Below are 18,092 nucleotides of genomic sequence, written 5' to 3' on the forward strand. Positions count from 1 at the left end.
TTGCAACGTGGGAGATTGGCGAAAGCGGGCGTGACTTCTGATCTCCCCCCTCGTGGGGGAGATGTCCGGCAGGACAGAGAGGGGCGCGAAGGAATGCGACGGTGACAGATGGTTGACCCTGCTCGCCATCCGCCCGATAGGTCCGCGCGAGCAAAGCACCCCTGAGAAACCCGATGACTTCAGACTCCAACCCACTCCAAGCGTCCGCCGTCACCCCCGACGCCGACGCCACCTGGCAAACCGACGTCCGCGCCGGCGTGCGTCACGCCGGCGATCTCGTTTCCCTGCCGCTGTCGCCAGCCGAGCGCGCCGCGGCGCAGGAAGCCGCCGCGAACCACAAGGTTCGCATCCCGAAAGCCTATCTCGACCTGATCGACTGGAACGACCCCGCCGATCCGATCCGGCTGCAGGTCATCCCGCAGCCGGAGGAGCTGGTCGAGCACGAGGGCGAGCTCGACGATCCCATAGCTGACCACGGCTTCAGCCCGGTGCCGCGGCTGACGCATCGCCATGCCGACCGGGTGCTGCTGTTCCCGACCTATCAATGCGCCGTCTATTGCCGGTTCTGCTTTCGCAAGGAGTCGCTGACCTCGATCGGCCGGGGTTTTTCACGCGAAGCGCTGGAGCCGGCCTTCGCCTATATCGCCGAGCATCCCGAGATACGCGAGGTGATCCTGACCGGTGGCGATCCGCTGTCGCTGCCCGACAAGGCACTGGTCGAGATCCGCACGCGCATCGAGGCCATCGCCCATGTGCGGCTGCTGCGCATCCACACCCGCGTGCCCGTCGCGCTGCCCTCGCGCGTCACCGCCGGGTTGGTCTCGGCCCTGGAGGGCCGGCTGATGGTGACCGTCGTCACCCATTTCAATCATCCGCGTGAAATCACCAACGCCACCGAAATGGCCTGCCGCACACTGCGGCAAGCCGGCTTCGTGCTGCTCAACCAGAGCGTTCTCTTGAAAGGCGTCAACGATACGGTCGAGGTGCTGGAGGAACTGTGCCGCGAGCTGATGTACCGGTTGGGCGTCAAGCCCTATTACCTCCACCATGGCGACCTCGCGCGCGGCATGGCCCACCGTCGCACCACGATTGCGCAGGGCCAAACGCTGGCCGAAGCGCTGCGCGCGCGACTGTCGGGCATCTGCAACCCCGTCTATGTGCTGGACCTGCCGGAAGGCGGCGGCAAGGTGCCACTTGGGCCGTGCTATGTCGAAGCGCGGGACGGGGAGAACTGGCGGATACGCGGGCTGGATGGCGAGGTGAGGGGGTATCGGGAGGTGGTGGAAACCTAGGAAACAACTTTTACCGTAGTTGGCGCCGCCCCTCACCTGCCTGCCGGCATCCTCTCCCCGTATAGGGACGGGGAGAGGGGCGCTGTTATCGCCGATTTCGCCAATTGTCAGCGTTGCAAAATAGGGGCCGAGGCTGCGGCCGGCCTCCTTCTCCCCGTCACTATACGGGGAGAAGTGCCCGGCAGGGCGATGAGGGGCAGCGCCAACTTTGGCGATTGAAACGATTGCCTTGGGCGTGACCGCCGATGCGTCGCCACACCCTATTTCTCTCCCTCCAAAAAAATCTCACTGCCCCCGGGAATAAAGCGCAGCCCTTCCGGGTCTTGCTCTGTAGCGAGGCCATTCTCCCGGCCCGCATCCAGGAAACAGAACAAGGACTTATGGACATGAACAAGCTCGCTCTCAGCGTGGCTGCCATGCTGCTTGCCTCAAGCGCTGCCTTTGCCGGCAGCGACCATGGCGCCAACAATTCCAACCAGCCGGTCGCTGCAGTCGACACCAATGCCACGGCTTCCATTCCCCCACGCCAGCACGGCGTCGACACCAAGGTGACGACAGGGCCGAGCCAAGAGTCGGTGCAGGACACGATCGACCGGCACAACCGCGACGGTATCTGGGGCAACTGAATGCGCCACCGACCATCGACCCCTGACCAACTTCAACCCGCACAAACAGGAACCATCGCCATGAAAAACATCGCTCTTGCCGCAGCTGCCATGCTCCTGGCCACCACCGGTGCCTTCGCCGGCAGTGACCACGGCGCCAACAACTCCAATCAGCCGCTTGCCGCCGTCGACAGCACGGCTACCGCCTCGATCCCCTACACGGCGCGCCAGAACAAGGTCGACACCAAGGTGAAGACCGGTCCCAGTCAGGCGGCTCCCCAGACTGATATGGACGGATTCGTCGGCCCGCCTATCCCGGGCAACTGAGTTCACGGGTTGGGGCTGACCCTCAAGGTCCCGACCCAGTCCACATCAGGACGGAGGGCCATGTGGCGTGGCCCTCCGTCACCTCCCATCACCGCTTCACAAGGAGATCACAATGTTCAGCATGACACGTCGCACATTGCTGGGTTCCGCCGCCGCTGCTGCCGCTTTCGGCCTTGCCGGCACGCTGGAATTCACCCGACCCGCCTTCGCCCAAACGCCGGTGGAACCCACGGTCGGCTTCTACAAATACAAGGTCGGCGATATCGAGATCACCGCCATCTATGACGGCATCTGGCGCAAGCCGCACGACCCGGCTTTCTTCGCCAACGCTTCGGTCGACGACACCAAGGCTGCGCTGGCCAAGGCGGGCCTGACCACCGACTTCATGCCCATCCCGCTCACCGTCGTCGTGCTCAAGATGAACGGCAAGCTGATCATGATGGATGCCGGCTCGGGCGTTGGCCAGTGGCAGACCAACGCCACCCACCTGCCGGCCAACATGGCCGCCGCCGGCATCGACTACAAGGCGATCGACACCATCATGATCTCGCATTTCCACCCCGACCATGTCTGGGGCCTGATGGAAAAGGGCACCAGCGCGCCGGTGTTCCCCAATGCCGAGCTGATCGTCAATGCCGCCGAGTACAATTGGTGGACCGACCCCAGCCGGCTCGCAAAACTGCCCGAGGGACGCAAGCCGGCGGGCAAGCGCATCGCCGACAACTTTCCAAAGTGGAAGAACTGGAAGCTGGTCGAGGACGGCGCCGAGGTGGCGCCGGGCATCCAGATCATCGCCGCCCCCGGCCACACGCCGGGACATTCGGTGTACCTCGCCAACTCCGGCAAGGAGCAGATCATGATCTCGGCCGACACGATGTATGTGCCGGCGCTGTTGGCGCCGCATCCGGAATGGCAAGGCAGCTACGACCAGGACGGGCCAACGGCCATCGCCACGCGCCACAAGATCATCGACCGGGTGATATCAGACAATATCCGTATTTCCGGTTCGCACTTCCCATTCCCGGGCACTGGCACCTTCGTCAAGGACGGCAATGCCTACGGCTTCACGCCGGTTGAAATTTGAACGCGGCAACCCTCACAAAGCGAGAAAGACAATGAAACAGTTCCTCCATAGCAAGCACGCCCTGTACGGCCTGCTCGGCGCCATTGCCGTGCTGACCGTGGTGCCCGTTGCCACCGTCATGCCGGCCTATGCGGTCGACGACATCGAGGGCGGCGACGCGCCCGACCTCACCGCCGTGAAGGCCAAGATCGACGCCAAGGATTATCGGGGCGCGCTGGCCCAATTGCGCGACCTGGCGCAGGACAACCAGCAAGCCGACGTCTACAATCTGCTCGGCTTCACGCTGCGCAAGACCGGCGACTACAAGACCGCGCTGACCTACTACAGCAAGGCGCTGGAGCTGAAACCCGACCACAAGGCCGCCCGGGAATATCTGGGCGAGCTCTATGTCGAGACCGGCGACATGCCCAAGGCCAACGAGCAGCTGGCATCGCTGCAGAAACTCTGCCCCGCCGGCTGCGAGGAACTGGCAGACCTGCAGAAGGCCATCGACACCAAGGTGACGAAGTAGGGCCGACAGGGCGCTTCTCGGGCGCGTCCCCCTCACCCGGATTGCCAACCGAATTGCAAGAGCAATTCGGGGCAATCCGACCTCTCCCCGAGGGGAGAGGAGGTCGCCGACGTCGCGGCAGCCTCTTCTCCCCAACGGGGGGCCGAAGGACGGGCGAGGCCCGTGCCTCGCCCCGGCACAGGTGGACGCGAAGCGGCCGGATGAGGGGGGCCTGGCGCCAACCTCACCCCATGATCACAGCTTCGGGCGCGCGTGGCTGGCGCCCCTTGCCGGAGCCGGCATCGTCCCCCATTGCGCCGGCTCCGGCCCTTTCAAACACCAGACATTGGCATCAGCCATGTCGCGCGCGCACTCGGACGCGCCGCGCCGGCCTGTCCCAAAAATCGGAGCCTGACCATGACACCCACCGAACTCACCACAAAACTGCAAGCCCTCGCCACCAAATCGCACGTCAAGGACATCACCCTGCTGGCCGGCCGCCTGCTGCTTTCCCTGCTGTTCCTGCATGAAGGCGTGACGCTCACCACCCATTTCGACGCCGCCGCCAAGGCCATGGCCACCCAGGGCGTCGGCCTGCCGCTGTTCATCGCCACCATCGCGCTGCAGCTGGGGGCAGGGCTCTCCATCGGCCTCGGCCTGCTGACCCGCCTCGGTGCCATTGGGCTCGGCCTGTTCTGCCTGGCAACGGCAACCCTCTTCCACACCAACTTCGCCAGCCAGAACGAACTGCTGCATTTCGAAAAGGATCTGGCGATTGCAGGCGGGATGTTCGTGCTGGCGGTTGCAGGGGCGGGGAAGGTTTCGCTGGATGGGGTGGCGGCGGGGTATGTGAGGCAGCAGCGGCACGGCAAGGAGATGGTTGGCGCGCTCATGGCGGCCGATCGCCACCAGGGCGAAACCAGCCTGCCGATCTGAAGCGCGGCTTCCACGAAGCGGACTGCCGCGGATCGCGGACGCCACGGACCGGGAAGACCGCCGATCCGGCAACCTGCCTGCCCAGATTTGAAAGTGCGATGAGACTGCGCTTCCGGCTGCATTCAACGCAAAATTCCACTCTTGCGGTGGCTGATACCACGCCACCTCCCACGCTCGCGCAAACGCCACGCCCCTAAGAAGCTGCCAACAGCGCACGAACGTACCCAAGACGACAGTGCGCTGAACAACCTGCCGCCCGCAAATCCAGAAGGATAGCGGTCGGTCGGTTTCGCCTGAAAGATCGTGAAAGGACGGCCTCATCAACGCGGTCCGGGCGGCGCGTTGAGGCTCGATGTCAACTCTGAAGGAGAATTGAAATGAAGAAGATCGTTCTTGCCGTTGCCACGGTTCTGTTTGCCTCCGGCATGGCTTTTGCCGGCAGCGACTACTATGGCTCGGATCACAACCATGGCTTCGACCAGTCGAACACCGGTCATCATGCGATGGTGTCCGACAGCGCGCACGGGGTCGATCCGATCGGCACGGAGAGTATCAGCACCGCCGATAGCGCACCGGCCCTGGGGGGAAATCCGTACTCCGGTATTCCCACAATTAGTGGCCAGGGCGTCTGGGGACACTGATAACAAAGGTCGGCCGGCGCGGCCGACATCCAGGCGGCGGGTCCGCCCGCCGCCTGGACCGTCTCGCTGCACCCCCTCACGGGCCTGATGCACCGCATCCCCAGCCAGGCGCTGCCCGATGCCTCGCGCCCTTCCCAGCGCCCACCCCGCGATCACGCAGATGTTCCGGATCGTTCGGCTGCGCGCGGCGTTCATCCGTCACACAAACGGAGGAACCAACCATGGGCGACGAACGGCACGAAAAGATCCAGCATATGAGATATGGGAACGCGAAGGCGGGGTTCATGGCGATCAAGAGCGGCACTGGCACCAGGCGCAGGCCGAGATCGACAGGGAGGCGGCTTTGCCGCTGACGGCGGATGATGCGCTGCCGGAAACCCGCGAAATCGCCAGCGCCGATGTGCTGACGGTCGAGGAACTGGCGGCGCGCACCGGCATATCGGATGAACAGGCACGGGAGCTGATCGACAGGCTGGGCAGCGACCGCGCGGCGATCGAGCATGCCGCGCGGCAGTAGGCAGTAGGCAGTAGGCAGTAGGCAGTAGGCAGTAGGGTCTGGTCGTCCTCTGCTGGCGTCTGCTTGTCGGTTTGCAAGCTGTTGTTGCCGTCCGTTTCCGCCTGCGTGTTGCGAGCCTTGCCGGTTATAGGTCCGGCCGAAGCGGATAAGCCTTCGTCAAAAATGCTCGGGAACTCTTCGCCATCTCCCAAGTTGCTGATGTCCCAACCCAAGGAGATGCACTCATGGACCATACCAACCACGTTCGGCTTACCGATGCCGAGTTGACCTCGGACACGCTCGACGGCGCCACAATCTACGGGCCCGATGATGAGAAGATCGGTTCCGTCGACCATGTCCACGGCAGCCAGATCATCGTCGATGTCGGCGGCTTCCTGGGCATCGGCGCCAAGCCGGTGGCCGTCGCGTCGCGGGAACTGGATTTCATGCGCGACGAGGATGGCGATGTGCATGCGGTGACCAGCTGGACGAAGGACCAGCTGAAAGCCATGCCCGAACATCGCGACTGACAGACGGAGAGGGGCCGTCCGTCCACCGGTCAGGCCCCTTCTCCTTTTCGCGAAAGGAGAGACCGATGATCAGGAAACTGAAATCAGGACAATACCGCCTCTATTCGCGCAAGAAGGACGAAAAGACCGGCAAGCGCCGCAACCTCGGTACCTTCGACAACCGCGAGGCGGCCGTGAAGCACGAGCGCGAGGTGCAGTATTTCAAGCGGCATTGAGGGTCAATCGCGTAGTTCGGCGCAGCCCCTCTCCGTCCGCTACGCGGACGGAGAGGGGGCCAGCGCTGCCACATGTGATTGCCCTGCCGTCAATGGGGAGAAAGAGGCGGTGGCCATGCCGACAAGCTGGCCAAATCCGCGATAGCGCCCCTTGAGTCCCCCTAATCCACCGAGACAATCTTGCCCGGGTTCATCACGTTGCCGGGGTCGAGCATTTCCTTGATCGATCGCGCCAGCGCCTGCTTCACCGGGTCGGCGTGGCGCTCATAGGCGTCGCGTTTTTCCAGGCCGACGCCGTGCTCGGCCGAGAACGAGCCGCCGGCTTCGTTCAGCCCCTCATACAGCACGTCCTCGATCGCTTCGTGCACCGCATGCGAAAGCGGTCCGTCGGTGTTGATCGAGATGTGCAGATTGCCGTCGGCGAGATGGCCGAAGACGTAAGGCGCGTAGGAAGGGTCGATCTTCTTCAGCCCGGCCTCGATGCGCTGGACATAGGCATCGAGGGCGCCACCGGGCACCGATACGTCGAAGGAGGGCGGCAGATGGTGCATGCGCTCGATCTCGCCGGTCTCCTCGCGCAGCCGCCAGATCGCTTCCGCCTGGGCCTGCGAGGTGGCGACCAGCCCGTCGATGATACCAGCGTCTTCCCACACCGCCGCCAGCCCGTCCTCCAGCGCTGCTTGCGCGGCCCCGATGCTGTCGGCGCCGAGCCCGAGCACCAGCAGGCAGGGCGCCTCCAGCGGCAACTGGCCCGGCACATAGCCGAGCGCGCGCTGCATGGCGGCGGCAAAGCGCTGCCACAGGATTTCGGCGGCGGTGAGCCGGGCCGCTGTCGAGGACAGGAAATGCCTGACGATGCGCTGCGCGCTCGCCGCATCGGGCACACCGACCAGTGCGGTGGCGCTCGCTCCTGGAACCGGCTCGAGCCGGATGGCGACACGGGTGACGATGCCCAACGTGCCCTCGGCGCCGACGAACAGGTGCTTCAGGTCATAGCCGGCGCTGGTCTTCAGCACGCGGGTGAGGTCGGAAAATATCCGCCCGTCCGGCAACACCGCCTCAAGGCCGAGCACGCGGTGCCGCATCGTGCCGTTGCGAAAAGCCATGATGCCGCCGGCATTGGTGGAAACCATGCCGCCAATGGTGGCGCTGCCGCGCGCGGCAAGATCGATGCCGGGGTCGAGCCCATGCACCGCCAGCGCCTCCTGCAGCACGCCGAGCGTGGTGCCGGCCTGGACGACCGCGACGCGCGCAGATGGGTCGATGTCCTCGATTTTGTTCAAGCCGCCGAGGTCGCAGATGACCTGGCCCGGCTGGGTGGCCGCGCCGCCCGCCAGCCCGGTGCGGCCGCCCTGGGCGACGAGGCTCAGCCCACGCGCGGCGCAGAATCTGACCAGCGCCGCGACGCCCTGCGTGTCCCTCGGCCGCACCAGCACCGAGGCGCCGAAATTGCGACCATCGAAGCCCGGATCGCGGGTTGCAAGCTCGGCCTCGTCCCACACAATGGCGTTGGGGCAGGCGGCGCGGAGTTCGGCGATGAGGGAGGGCGGCATGGGAGGCTCCGGGGAGGGATCGAGGCAAGATATAGGGGCAGCGCCGCGCTGGAGTCACGCGATGACTTGCGGCTCAGAGGATGCCACGCTCGCCCAGCCCGCTCACCCCCGATACCGCACCGCATCGACAACCAGCGCGAAGGCTGGCGAGGGCTGGCGGCGGCTGGGGTAATAGAGATGATAGCCCGGGCGTGGCGGGCACCAGTCCGCCAGCACGTGCAGCAGCCGTCCCTCGCTGATATCTGCTTCCACGACGTCATCAGGCAAATAGGCGAGGCCCATTCCGTCCAGTGCCGCCTGCCGCATCATGGCTACCGTGTTGAACACGGCCCGGCCCTGGACGCGGACTTTCAGCTCGCGGCCCTCCTTGCCGAACTCCCAGATGTAGAAGCCGCCGGATGTGGGCAGGCGCAGCCTTATACAGGCATGATTGGTCAGGTCCTGCGGCGTCAGCGGTGGTGCGTGGCGTTCAAAATAGCTGGGAGCGGCCGCCACAGCCATGCGAAAGTCCGGCCCGATGCGCATGGCGATCATGTCCATGTCCACCTGCTCGCCCAGCCGCACGCCGGCATCGTAGCGCTCGGCGACGATGTCGGTGACGTTATAGTCGTTGATGATCTCGACGTTGATGTCGGGATAATCATGCATCAGCCCAGCCATTGCCGGCCACAGTATGGCCTGCGCGGCATGTTCGACGCTGGTGATGCGAACGGTGCCGGCCGGCTTGTCGCGCAATACGTTAAGGGCGGCGATCTCGCTCTCGATCTCGTCGAAACGCGGCCCGATGCGCTGCAGCAGGCGCTCGCCCGCCTCGGTCAGCGAGACGCTGCGCGTCGTGCGGGTCAACAGCCGCAGGCCGAGCCGGGCTTCCAGCATGCGGATCGTGTAGCTCAGCGCCGACTGCGACACGCCAAGTTGGGCAGCGGCCCGGGTAAAACTGCGCTGGCGGGCGACCGCGATGAAGGCGAGGAAGTCGTTCACATTGTCCCGGCGCATTCATAAACCCAGCTTCTAAGTCCATGCGGATAATGCAATCTAATCCTGCTCTGCCGGGCTGGCTATCTTCCTGTGATCAACACAGGAGTTTTTGACATGACACAGGTTTGGTTCATCACCGGCGCCGGGCGCGGCATGGGCGCGGATATCGCCAGGGCGGCCTTGGCGGCCGGGCACGGAGTGGTCGCCACCGGCCGCGACCCCGACAAGCTGGCCAAGGCGTTGGGGGCATCCGCGAACATGCTCGCGGTGAGGCTAGACGTGACGAAGCCCGCGGAGGCCGAGGCCGCCGTCAAGGCCGCGATCGAGCGGTTCGGGCGCATCGACGTGCTCATCAACAATGCCGCGAGTTTTTACGCCGGCTTCTTCGAGGAACTGACGCCCATGCAGATAGAGCTGCAACTGGCGACGAGCCTGATCGGCCCGATGAATGTCGCCCGCGCGGTGCTGCCGGTCATGCGCGGGCAGCGCGGCGGGCGTATCATCTCGATCTCGTCCAGCGCGGGCCTCACCGGGTTCGAATTCTGCGCCGCCTACGCGGCCTCGAAGTTCGGCCTCGAAGGCTGGATGGAGTCGCTGCAGGCCGAGGTCGAGCCGTTCGGCATCGAGACGATGACCGTCAACCCGGGCTTTTTTCGCACCGAACTGCTGACCGAGGAATCGACGAACTACGCCGCGCCGCTGGTCGAGGATTACAACGAGCGCCGGACGCAGCAGCTGGAATCCTGGAAGGGCTACAATGGCAAGCAATCCGGCGACCCGGCCAAGCTGGCGCGGGCGCTGGTGACGCTGGCCGGAGAGGCGGTGCTGCCACGGCGATTCATCGCCGGCGCCGATGCCATTGAAACGGCTGAACAAAAACTCGCCGTGCTGCGGCAGCAGATCGACGCCTATCGGGCGCTGTCGACGTCGCTGGCGTTCGACGGGGCCAGTGTCTCTGCCGTGGAATGATGGATCGCCCGCCGACTGTCATCGGGCATCAATAATCCCACGGAACGAAGCATGGGCGCGAGCCGTTGGTTTCATGGCGGCGTTTGACCGCCCAACGATAATACAAAGGAATGACCGACATGAAACGCATTGTATTTGGACTAGCGGCCGTACTCATGACGGCTGGTACAAGTTTTGCAGCCGAACCGGCGATGATGACGAAAACGCCGAACGGCAACATTTATACCAATGCCAAGGGCATGACGCTCTACACCTTCGACAAGGACAAGGCGGGCAAGTCCGCCTGCTATGATGCGTGCGCGGCCACCTGGCCCGCGCTCAAGGCTGACGCCAAGGCGAAGGCGGAAGGCAAATGGAGTGTCGTGGAGCGCACCGGCGGCGGCAAGATGTGGGCGTATGACGGAAAGCCGCTCTATACATATGCCAAGGACAAGAAGGCCGGCGACACGACCGGAGAGGGCGTTGGCGGTGTCTGGCACACGGCCAAGGCCAGCTAAGGTCGGCGAGATCACCAGCGGCGCCCCGGGGGGCGCCGCTGCCTGACGATGCCCAGCGTTGTTTCGGGGGCACGGGGTCGCAGGCCATGACAAGAAACGAGGTACCCGTGCAAAAACCTTATGAACCGGCCTACTTCGCCAGGAAGCACGGGATTACGCAGGCCCAGGCGCGGGAGATCACCAGGGAGTTCGGCCCGTCGCGTGTCAGGTGCGACATCGCCGCCCAGGATCTAAACCTTGCCCTTCAAGAGCTGCCGGTTGTGGGCGCCCACCAGCGTCTGTGCCTTCGATACCGACAGAACATCTGGTTTCTCGAACCCGAAACGACGGTCTAACCCCAGGAAACACGCGGGCTGCTTGTCCTGATCGGTAAGCGCTCAAACGCGCCAGCCGGGATTCATTCGGGAACCTTCGCCCGTCACTGAAGGTTGATGTACCGGGCTGGGCGGGCAAATATGCCAAAGCCGAGCCAGAGCGACAGAAAAAAATGAATGAGCTCGATCAGGTGCAGTGCGAAATCGTCACTGCCGACCTTCTCTACGCAAGAGTCGTCCACGAATATAACTATCAGGCCTTGAAGCTGAGCAAGAGCCTGCGGCCACAGCAATGGTGGGGGCCGCTGGCGGAGGCTATTCCATCCGTTTTGCTGCTGGGATGCTTTTCGGCGCTGGACCAGGCGAGTTTTGATCTGGGCCGGATCATCGCGGGCTCGCGCCAAGGTCGGCGCTAGAGAGCCTGTTCCATCCCGATGGAATCGGATGGGGTTCGCTTTGTTTGAACATGATCTCCTCCGAAAAACGGGCTCCGCTTTTCGGGTTCATGCCTTGGGCAAACCGGCTACCGCCATCTTTTCCGGGCTTCAACCGGCAGAAGACGAACCACCCAACGCCGAAACGAATAGGTGGCGGATGGATCCGGCCGGTGTGCAGGATGCCCGTAGCCAAATGGCCCGCCATAGTCGCCTTCGGCGGTTTTATCGCCAGATGGCGGGGCGGGCACTTCGCCGGTCGGCCCGGCATCGCGTCCATCTTCCATAAGGAGGGCTCCCTGATCACATCCTGCAGCTAAAGAAACCGGGACGTCGGCGGGTTCCATGGAGACGCCCCTCATGGTTTCCAAAAGCTTTCCGGGTTTCCAAAAGCTTTCCGGCCGGGCGGGAAGCGAGCCCTTGTCCACCGTTCCTCGAATTGCCTGCGCGGGCACAGGGGCGTTAACCACTTCGCCGTTTCAAACCGAACCCAAATGCGACTCCTGCCGTTGAACACCATGGAAGATCGTCAATCCAGATTTCGCTGTCAGCCGGAACCGCAGGGTATCTGGACCGTCTGGGACGACCGTGCCGATGCGCCGGCAACCTTGAGAGGACATGCACTTGTCGGCCGCACCTGGGAGCGCGCCAAGGCTGGCCGTGATCTGCTCAGGCGAATTTATGAGGATGCTCGACCCGTTCGCCGGATCGCGAGGCCTTCCATTCCGGCAACGCATCGTGTCGACGAACTGATTTCGTCGATCCGCAATGCCGGTGTGGCCGAGGAAAAGCTCCGGAAGGAAGAGATCATGCCGACTTGTCATGTGTCGGCCAGGCGAGGCGCGGATGGACCTGCAAGAACGAGCTAGAAGGCAGGCCGAAGGCGAACCCTACAAGGTCGGTTATTTCGCCAGGAAGCACGGCCTCACGCTGAACGAGGCGAGGTTCATAATCGTCGCGAATGGACCATCGCGAGGCGAATGTGACGCAAAGGCCGCCGCGTTCCTCAGGGCCAAGGCCGCAAGGTTCAGGAAATGGCTGCGTTGATCCAGCGCCGACCATGGCGCTGCTCCCGCCGGCGCCGATGCCGTTGAAACGGCTGAACAAAAGATCGGCGGCGAGGGAGCGGCGGCCGGTTACATCGCTGCTATCGGATAGTCGCAGGCAACGCCTTCATACGGTCAGTGGCTCGGCGCGGCCGGGGAAGCGTTTAGCCAGCGCGGCGAGGAAGGTCGTGGCCATCGTCTTGAAGCCGCCGACCGTCGGGTGCAACTCGTTGGCCCAGTCGCCCGGCTTCAGCAGGCCTTGCGTTTCCACCAGGATGAAATTGTTGGTCGGGTCGGCCGCCAGGCCCGCCAGCATTGCCCGCATCGCCTGCAGCGCCTGCTTCACGATCGCGGTGCCGTCCCTGGTCGACCAATTTTCATAGGTCAGCGAGGGCTGCAGCCAGGCTTCGGCGATGCAGAGGGGGTGCACGCCATTGGGAATGGCGAAGTCATAGGCGTGGCCGAAGACCGGGACGCCCGGCGCGTAGCGATCGCGAAAGACGAAGAGGTCGAGGTAGGATGCCTTGACCGCGCCCAAAGCGAGATCGAAGCGCAGCGAGTTCAGCCCGGCCGCTCCGGACAGCCTGTCGTTCAGGTATATGCAGAATTTCTCGCCGACAACGTCGTTGCCGCCGCCCGAAAACAGGATTGCGTCGGGCTTGCCATGCAGCCAGTTGGACGGATCGGCCAGTGCCTGGATCATGCGTTCCTGCTTGGGAAAACTCATCGCATCGGTGGTCGCATCGCCGTGATGGGCGACGTTCAGGATTTTCGGCGGGCTTGCGCCCATCGTCTGGAGCTGGGCGATGATGTCGGTCTGGCCGAGAAACGGGCCGTTGTCGACCAGCGGATAGTCGAACCAGGAATCGCCGCTGGACAGCATCACCAAGGGCTGGTTGACGCTCATCTTCATCACCGATTTGGCGGCGCGGTCCTGCGCCATCCGCAACCGCGCCATGTCCTTTTGATGGTCGGCGGTTCTCTGGGCGATGTCGGCGTTGATCCTGTCGCTGACAACGCCGGGGATCATGTCCTCGTTCATGTTCGTGCGCTCCATAAAACCAGCGGAACCCAGGGATGCCAGCGGGCGAGACGCCTGCTGAGTGCGGGCGTGGCCCGTGAGCCACGCCGCCTGGTCGGCGCTCAGATGTGGCGTATAGCCGTTGCGTTGGTGTAGCCGCCCTTGAGCAGCCGCATGTCTTCCTGAAGGCCGTCCCAGCTGATGCCGGCCGGCGTGTAGCTGGTGCTGTCGACGAAATCCCGGCTGAGCAGGGCATAGGCCTCGTCGCAATAGGCCGACCAGAAGCCATAGGTCATGCGCTTGACCTTGCCCCAGGTCACGCAATAGAGCCCATGCGCGTCATAGCCCACCACCGGAACGGCATGGCCGCCCCAGGACCCGGGAGCGCCGGGGCCAACCAGCCCGCCCGGCGGAACCGCCCATACGGACTGGGTCTGCGCCGAGACCGGAAGCTGCAGCCCGATATAGACATTGCCGAACCAATTGATGGCGTCCTTTATCTCGACCACATTGCCAACTTCGAGGCTTGCATATCCATCCAGTATGTCACCGGAAACGCCATCCGACAGCCAGTAGTTCAGCACGTCGACTTCCACGGCGCCCTGGTCCGTGCTGGGATCGCTGGGGTTATAACCACCCACCGCTTCGTACAACGAAACGACCTGGTCGTCCGAAAGCCGCTTTGCCTGCCCGACATAGGTGCTCCATTGCAGGATCGCATGACCGATCGCGGCGCATGTGCAGTCGCCCAGATTGTCGTTGGCCATCATTCCCCAGTCCGCCACCCTGCTGTACCAGTCGACACTGTCAGGCGGGGCCGGCAACATGTTGGTCGCCGACAGATATTTGGCCAGGGCCGGCACACGCGGGTCATGGCGGGCATGACGCTTTCCCAGCGGCATCTTGGACTGGTCGACCTTGCTGATGGCGGACAGGATGCTGAGGCCAGGGGCTGCCATCTTCTTCACCGGCCAGCGCGTCGCGCTTATATGCGACCTGGAGAATGTCGAATCCTGCAGGGCATGCGACTGGTTGCCGCCGAGCCCCTGCACCGTGTCCGCGTCGATGATCTTGTCGCAGAAATCGACGTGGTGATTGCCGTCGGGCCAGGTGAAGACGATGATGCAGCCGGGTTTCAGGTCGCATTCCGTGCCGTAAGTCATGTATGACTTGGCCGCGGCGCTGTGGGTCGATGCATAGCCGGATTCCTCGAGCGCGGCGCACACGGTGGCGGCGCAGGATTCCGGCGTGTAGTCGGTCAGCGGCGGGTACGTCGTGTGGCTGAATATCCGCCTGGTGAAATCCGTGGGCATGGACCCGGTTCGCTGTATTTCGCCGACATTCCGGCGCATCCAGTCCATCCAGGGCGTATCCCCCGCGTCCAGCGCTGCGACGATGCTCCCAAGCGATACTTTCTCCTTCATCTCAATGCTCCTCACAGGGTTGAAGATGTCGATTGTCCGAACGGAGATCGTGCCTACGCCGGCAACGTTCCGTCCCGCTCATGCTCGATGCCGTAGATGATCTGGTCGTCATGCAGCGGCGTGATCATTGCCGCTTCGTGCGAGAACATCGCCTTGCCGAGTTTCAGCATGTCGCCGGTGCTGTCGGCGTCCATTCGCGACTGGGCATCCAGGCTGCCGCCGCTCCACCTGGCCCAGCCCTGGACATAGGCATCGATGGCGGACTGGGAGGCGTTTCCGCCGGCATAGTGCAAGGCGAGATCCCCCAACGAAAACGAATGACCGACACGGTAGAGCGAGTTCAGCAAATAGAACCAGGCCGCCACCCCATGCTCGGGCGTGCGGTAGATCGTCGTCTTGTTGCGGTCCGGACTGTTGTCGGGCTGCGTGACCCCGGCATAGCCCTTGCGCAGCTTCTGCCACGACGTGATGTTGAGGGCGCCCGGATTGTTTGTCCGGATAGAGCGGTGAACATGCAGGTCGAAAGGATCCGAACTGAAGAACCCGCCAGGCACCAGGGATCCGTATGTCACCGCGCCGGCCATGCCGGCCGCGGCGGCATTTCGCGCGGGAGCGATGCGCGATGCGGCAAGGGCGGCATTGTCTTCAGGCACGGGCGCCACGACGCTCTTGCGGTCCGGGGCGGTGGCGCGTGCGGCGGGGATAAGCCGTGCGAATGTGTTTTCGATGAAGTCGGTCCCGGCATAGCCGGCGGCCACGACACCGAGCAGGATTTTGAGATTGTCGGAGCTCAGATGGGCGAAGCTGTCGAAACCGAGCCCGAAGCCGGCGAGCACGCCTGCTATGAAGCCGATCATCAGGCTGACCGTCAGATAGGCGGCGTCGAAGACGGATTGCTGTCCGCTCTGCGGCGAGGCGCTGTTTTTCAACCCGACAGCCGCGCGTATGCCCTGTCCGACCAACCCCAGCAGGCCGCACAAGATGATGACAACAAGTATATCGTTGGCGTTCAGTTGAGTGGGCGGTGAAGACATTGCCATTCCCTAACAACGAGTTCGGTAATTGTCGGCCTATGCCTGACAACGCATGCCGACAGCCCGGCAACCACGCCAGTGCGCGGCTCCCCAATCGGGGTATCCGTAAGCGAGAAAGGATGCTGGTGGTCATTTCAACGGCTGGATCAGCAGATGCTGATCGCCGCCCTCGCAATCCGCGGGCCGACGCACGATGAGCAGATAGCTCAACGTGAATCCGTCCCCACGGAACGTATAAACTGGCTTGTCTAAGTCATGTTATATGATCGACGTCTAAATTATGCACTAATTTCAGTTTAGCGCAAGATAATGACTGAGAATTTTTCTTGAAAATATCGAGTGTGAAGTATTTCACACAAGCACATGGCTGCGGATGAGTCTGTAAAGGCGCCGCAGCCCATTAGAGCGACAGTGTAGATGTTGCCTTAAAAATCTACACTGCCCGATTTCGGCGACCGGATTTCAAGCCTCGCGGCTCTTTCGCCATGCGCCCGGAGAGGCGCCGGTGATGGTTCGGAAGGCGCGGGTGAAATGGCTCTGGTCGGCAAAGCCGCTGGCAAGCGCCACCTCTGCCAGGCTGTCATTGGTCTCGAGCAAGGCGCGTTGCGCGCGCCGCACCCGCTCCGTCAGGTACCAGCGGTGCGGCGCCATACCGGTGGAGGCTTTGAAGGCGCGGCTGAAATAGGACGCGGACAGCCCCGTCATGTCAGCCAGGTCCTCGATCGAGGTGGGATCGAACAGGCTCTCCGCCATGCGCGCGGTCACCCGCCGCAACTGTGCGGGCGCGAGCCCGCCTCGCTTCTGTCGGGCGGCGAGAGCGGGCCGAAACAGATTGTAGACGATCGCCAGCGCCAGGCTGTCGCCATAGGACCGGCTGTCAAGATGCGGGCTCGCGCAGGCATCGGCCAGCAGTCCGGCAAGCGCCTGCACACGAGTGTCGGAAAACATCAGGCGCGGCACGAAATGCGATGGAAATTCCAACCCGCAGTCAAAGCGGGCCGTGAGGGCGGGAATATCGAAGTCGATGACGACGCGGCGGATGTAGCGGAAGCGCCCGGCGCATTCCCACACCGGCGTGCCGGCGGGAATGAAGGTGAGGTGGCCATCAGGCCGCTGGCTGGCCGAATTGCGCGCCGGGGCGGGGCAGGGTGGCGCCAGGCGCATTTCGACGCGGCCGCCGATCTCCTCCAGCACCGCCGTCAGCCGGGGCTGTTGCGACCGCAGATCTTCCAGGTGCCATCCAGCCCGCCCATGCAGATCGACAACCTCCACCGATATCCCGGTCCATGAACGCGAGCAGGAGGTTCGCGGGCCTTCCTCGAAAGGCTGGCCCGATGTCGGTGCGCGATCGGCCCATTGGATGGTCAACGCTGTCTCCTCCCGCATGGCTCCGTGGCCCTTGCGGCATCGAGGAACAATGCGCCTTGCGGCCATCGGGCGGTATTGACCGCATGAAGAGATTTGGGCTGCTCCGGACGGATGGGCTGGGCCTCATCCTTTCGGACGGAAGCGTGGATGGAAGCGCGGTGGGCTCAGGGCGCTGCCGATCAGTCGCGGATCACAGCTGTACCAGGCCCCGGCGGCTGGCAACGGCGATGGCCTCGGTCCGGCTGAGCACATCAAGCTTGTTGAAGATGCTGCGCAGATGCGACTTCACCGTCGTCTCGCTGATATGGAGGCTGAGGCCGATCTCCCTGTTGCCCTTGCCGCTAGCGAGAAGCGTCAGCACGTGCATCTCGCGGCCGGTCAGCTCTTCGCTGCTGACGGAGGCCGCCAGTTTTGCCACCAACGAGGCCGGAATGCAGGTCTCGCCCGCATGCACCTTGCGGATGCAATCCAGCAGCTCATCCCGCTGCGCATCCTTGAGCAGATAGCCGCGCGCGCCGGCCTTGATGGCGCGGGAGATCTCGTGGTCTGTGTCGAAGGTGGTGAGCACGACGATGCGGGCGGAAGGATCCTGCTGGCGGATCTCGGTCATCGCGCCGACGCCATCCAATACGGGCATGCGCAGGTCGAGAAGCACGACATCGGGCCGATGCTCCAGCCAGAGATCGGCGGCGTCGCGGCCAGTGGCGGCGGCCGCCACCACTATCATGTCCGGCTGGCGACCGATGATCGCGGTCAGGCCTTCGCGCACGGTGACATGATCGTCGGCGACCAGCACGCGGATCCTGGCTGCCGGCCCTTGCGCGGATGCATCCGTCAT

The 18,092-nt window shown here is 63.8% G+C and carries 20 protein-coding genes; 13 read left to right on the forward strand and 7 right to left on the reverse strand.

The annotated features are described in order from the left end of the window. Positions 1-173: 173 nt before the first annotated feature. From ABVQ20_RS01690 to ABVQ20_RS01735, 10 genes are all read left to right on the forward strand, one after another. Positions 174-1,292 carry a KamA family radical SAM protein gene (locus ABVQ20_RS01690; RefSeq protein ID WP_354457768.1) on the forward strand — a complete coding sequence of 373 codons (1,119 nt, stop codon included), beginning with the start codon at positions 174-176 and terminating at the stop codon, positions 1,290-1,292. Positions 1,293-1,678: 386 nt separating this feature from the next. Further along, positions 1,679-1,918 (forward strand): DUF680 domain-containing protein, encoded by a 240-nt coding sequence (locus tag ABVQ20_RS01695; RefSeq protein ID WP_354457769.1) that lies wholly within the window; start codon positions 1,679-1,681, stop codon positions 1,916-1,918. A 60-nt stretch (positions 1,919-1,978) separates the two neighbouring features. Then, complete coding sequence (locus tag ABVQ20_RS01700; RefSeq protein WP_354457770.1) at positions 1,979-2,224, forward strand: DUF680 domain-containing protein; 246 nt, start codon at positions 1,979-1,981, stop codon at positions 2,222-2,224. A 112-nt stretch (positions 2,225-2,336) separates the two neighbouring features. Continuing rightward, a complete protein-coding gene (locus ABVQ20_RS01705; protein ID WP_354457771.1) occupies positions 2,337-3,308 on the forward strand; it encodes an MBL fold metallo-hydrolase in 972 nt (323 codons plus the stop codon). Between the two features lie 118 nt (positions 3,309-3,426). Continuing rightward, positions 3,427-3,819, forward strand: coding sequence for a tetratricopeptide repeat protein (locus tag ABVQ20_RS01710; protein WP_354462087.1), 393 nt, complete (start codon positions 3,427-3,429; stop codon positions 3,817-3,819). A 396-nt stretch (positions 3,820-4,215) separates the two neighbouring features. After that, on the forward strand, positions 4,216-4,734 hold the full coding sequence (locus ABVQ20_RS01715) for a DoxX family protein (RefSeq protein WP_354457772.1): 519 nt from the start codon (positions 4,216-4,218) through the stop codon (positions 4,732-4,734). Positions 4,735-5,111: 377 nt separating this feature from the next. Next, positions 5,112-5,375 carry a hypothetical protein gene (locus ABVQ20_RS01720; protein ID WP_354457773.1) on the forward strand — a complete coding sequence of 88 codons (264 nt, stop codon included), beginning with the start codon at positions 5,112-5,114 and terminating at the stop codon, positions 5,373-5,375. Between the two features lie 118 nt (positions 5,376-5,493). Next, positions 5,494-5,892 carry a DUF2934 domain-containing protein gene (locus ABVQ20_RS01725; protein ID WP_354457774.1) on the forward strand — a complete coding sequence of 133 codons (399 nt, stop codon included), beginning with the start codon at positions 5,494-5,496 and terminating at the stop codon, positions 5,890-5,892. 224 nt (positions 5,893-6,116) lie between these two features. Then, positions 6,117-6,401 carry a PRC-barrel domain containing protein gene (locus ABVQ20_RS01730; RefSeq protein ID WP_354457775.1) on the forward strand — a complete coding sequence of 95 codons (285 nt, stop codon included), beginning with the start codon at positions 6,117-6,119 and terminating at the stop codon, positions 6,399-6,401. Positions 6,402-6,466: 65 nt separating this feature from the next. Next, positions 6,467-6,616, forward strand: a complete 150-nt coding sequence (locus tag ABVQ20_RS01735) for a hypothetical protein (RefSeq protein WP_227346236.1) — start codon at positions 6,467-6,469, stop codon at positions 6,614-6,616. A 161-nt stretch (positions 6,617-6,777) separates the two neighbouring features. Here the strand turns inward: ABVQ20_RS01735 and ABVQ20_RS01740 are convergent, their stop codons facing one another. Both ABVQ20_RS01740 and ABVQ20_RS01745 read right to left on the reverse strand, forming a co-directional pair. Further along, positions 6,778-8,169: an FAD-binding oxidoreductase gene (locus ABVQ20_RS01740; protein ID WP_354457776.1), complete on the reverse strand. Its 1,392-nt coding sequence runs from the start codon at positions 8,167-8,169 to the stop codon at positions 6,778-6,780. Positions 8,170-8,271: 102 nt separating this feature from the next. Beyond that, a complete protein-coding gene (locus tag ABVQ20_RS01745) occupies positions 8,272-9,165 on the reverse strand; it encodes a LysR family transcriptional regulator (protein ID WP_354457777.1) in 894 nt (297 codons plus the stop codon). A 96-nt stretch (positions 9,166-9,261) separates the two neighbouring features. Between ABVQ20_RS01745 and ABVQ20_RS01750 the strand changes: the two genes are divergently transcribed. The 3 genes from ABVQ20_RS01750 (at position 9,262) to ABVQ20_RS01760 (ending at position 11,343) form a co-directional block, all read left to right on the forward strand. Further along, entirely contained in the window at positions 9,262-10,116 is an 855-nt protein-coding gene (locus ABVQ20_RS01750) for an SDR family NAD(P)-dependent oxidoreductase (protein ID WP_354457778.1), read from the forward strand. 119 nt (positions 10,117-10,235) lie between these two features. Continuing rightward, positions 10,236-10,613, forward strand: coding sequence for a COG4315 family predicted lipoprotein (locus tag ABVQ20_RS01755; RefSeq protein WP_354457779.1), 378 nt, complete (start codon positions 10,236-10,238; stop codon positions 10,611-10,613). Positions 10,614-11,100: 487 nt separating this feature from the next. Next, positions 11,101-11,343 (forward strand): hypothetical protein, encoded by a 243-nt coding sequence (locus ABVQ20_RS01760; protein WP_354457780.1) that lies wholly within the window; start codon positions 11,101-11,103, stop codon positions 11,341-11,343. Between the two features lie 1,191 nt (positions 11,344-12,534). On the opposite strand, the gene ABVQ20_RS01765 is transcribed toward ABVQ20_RS01760, so the two are convergent. From ABVQ20_RS01765 to ABVQ20_RS01785, 5 genes are all read right to left on the reverse strand, one after another. Beyond that, positions 12,535-13,449, reverse strand: a complete 915-nt coding sequence (locus ABVQ20_RS01765) for an SGNH/GDSL hydrolase family protein (protein ID WP_354457781.1) — start codon at positions 13,447-13,449, stop codon at positions 12,535-12,537. A gap of 101 nt (positions 13,450-13,550) precedes the next feature. Next, a complete protein-coding gene (locus tag ABVQ20_RS01770; RefSeq protein ID WP_354457782.1) occupies positions 13,551-14,852 on the reverse strand; it encodes a hypothetical protein in 1,302 nt (433 codons plus the stop codon). A 53-nt stretch (positions 14,853-14,905) separates the two neighbouring features. After that, positions 14,906-15,886: a hypothetical protein gene (locus ABVQ20_RS01775; RefSeq protein WP_354457783.1), complete on the reverse strand. Its 981-nt coding sequence runs from the start codon at positions 15,884-15,886 to the stop codon at positions 14,906-14,908. A 462-nt stretch (positions 15,887-16,348) separates the two neighbouring features. Beyond that, entirely contained in the window at positions 16,349-17,254 is a 906-nt protein-coding gene (locus ABVQ20_RS01780) for a helix-turn-helix domain-containing protein (RefSeq protein ID WP_354457784.1), read from the reverse strand. Between the two features lie 190 nt (positions 17,255-17,444). Further along, positions 17,445-18,092, reverse strand: a complete 648-nt coding sequence (locus tag ABVQ20_RS01785; protein ID WP_354457785.1) for a response regulator — start codon at positions 18,090-18,092, stop codon at positions 17,445-17,447.

The organism is Mesorhizobium shangrilense (assembly GCF_040537815.1).
Lineage (GTDB): Bacteria > Pseudomonadota > Alphaproteobacteria > Rhizobiales > Rhizobiaceae > Mesorhizobium > Mesorhizobium shangrilense.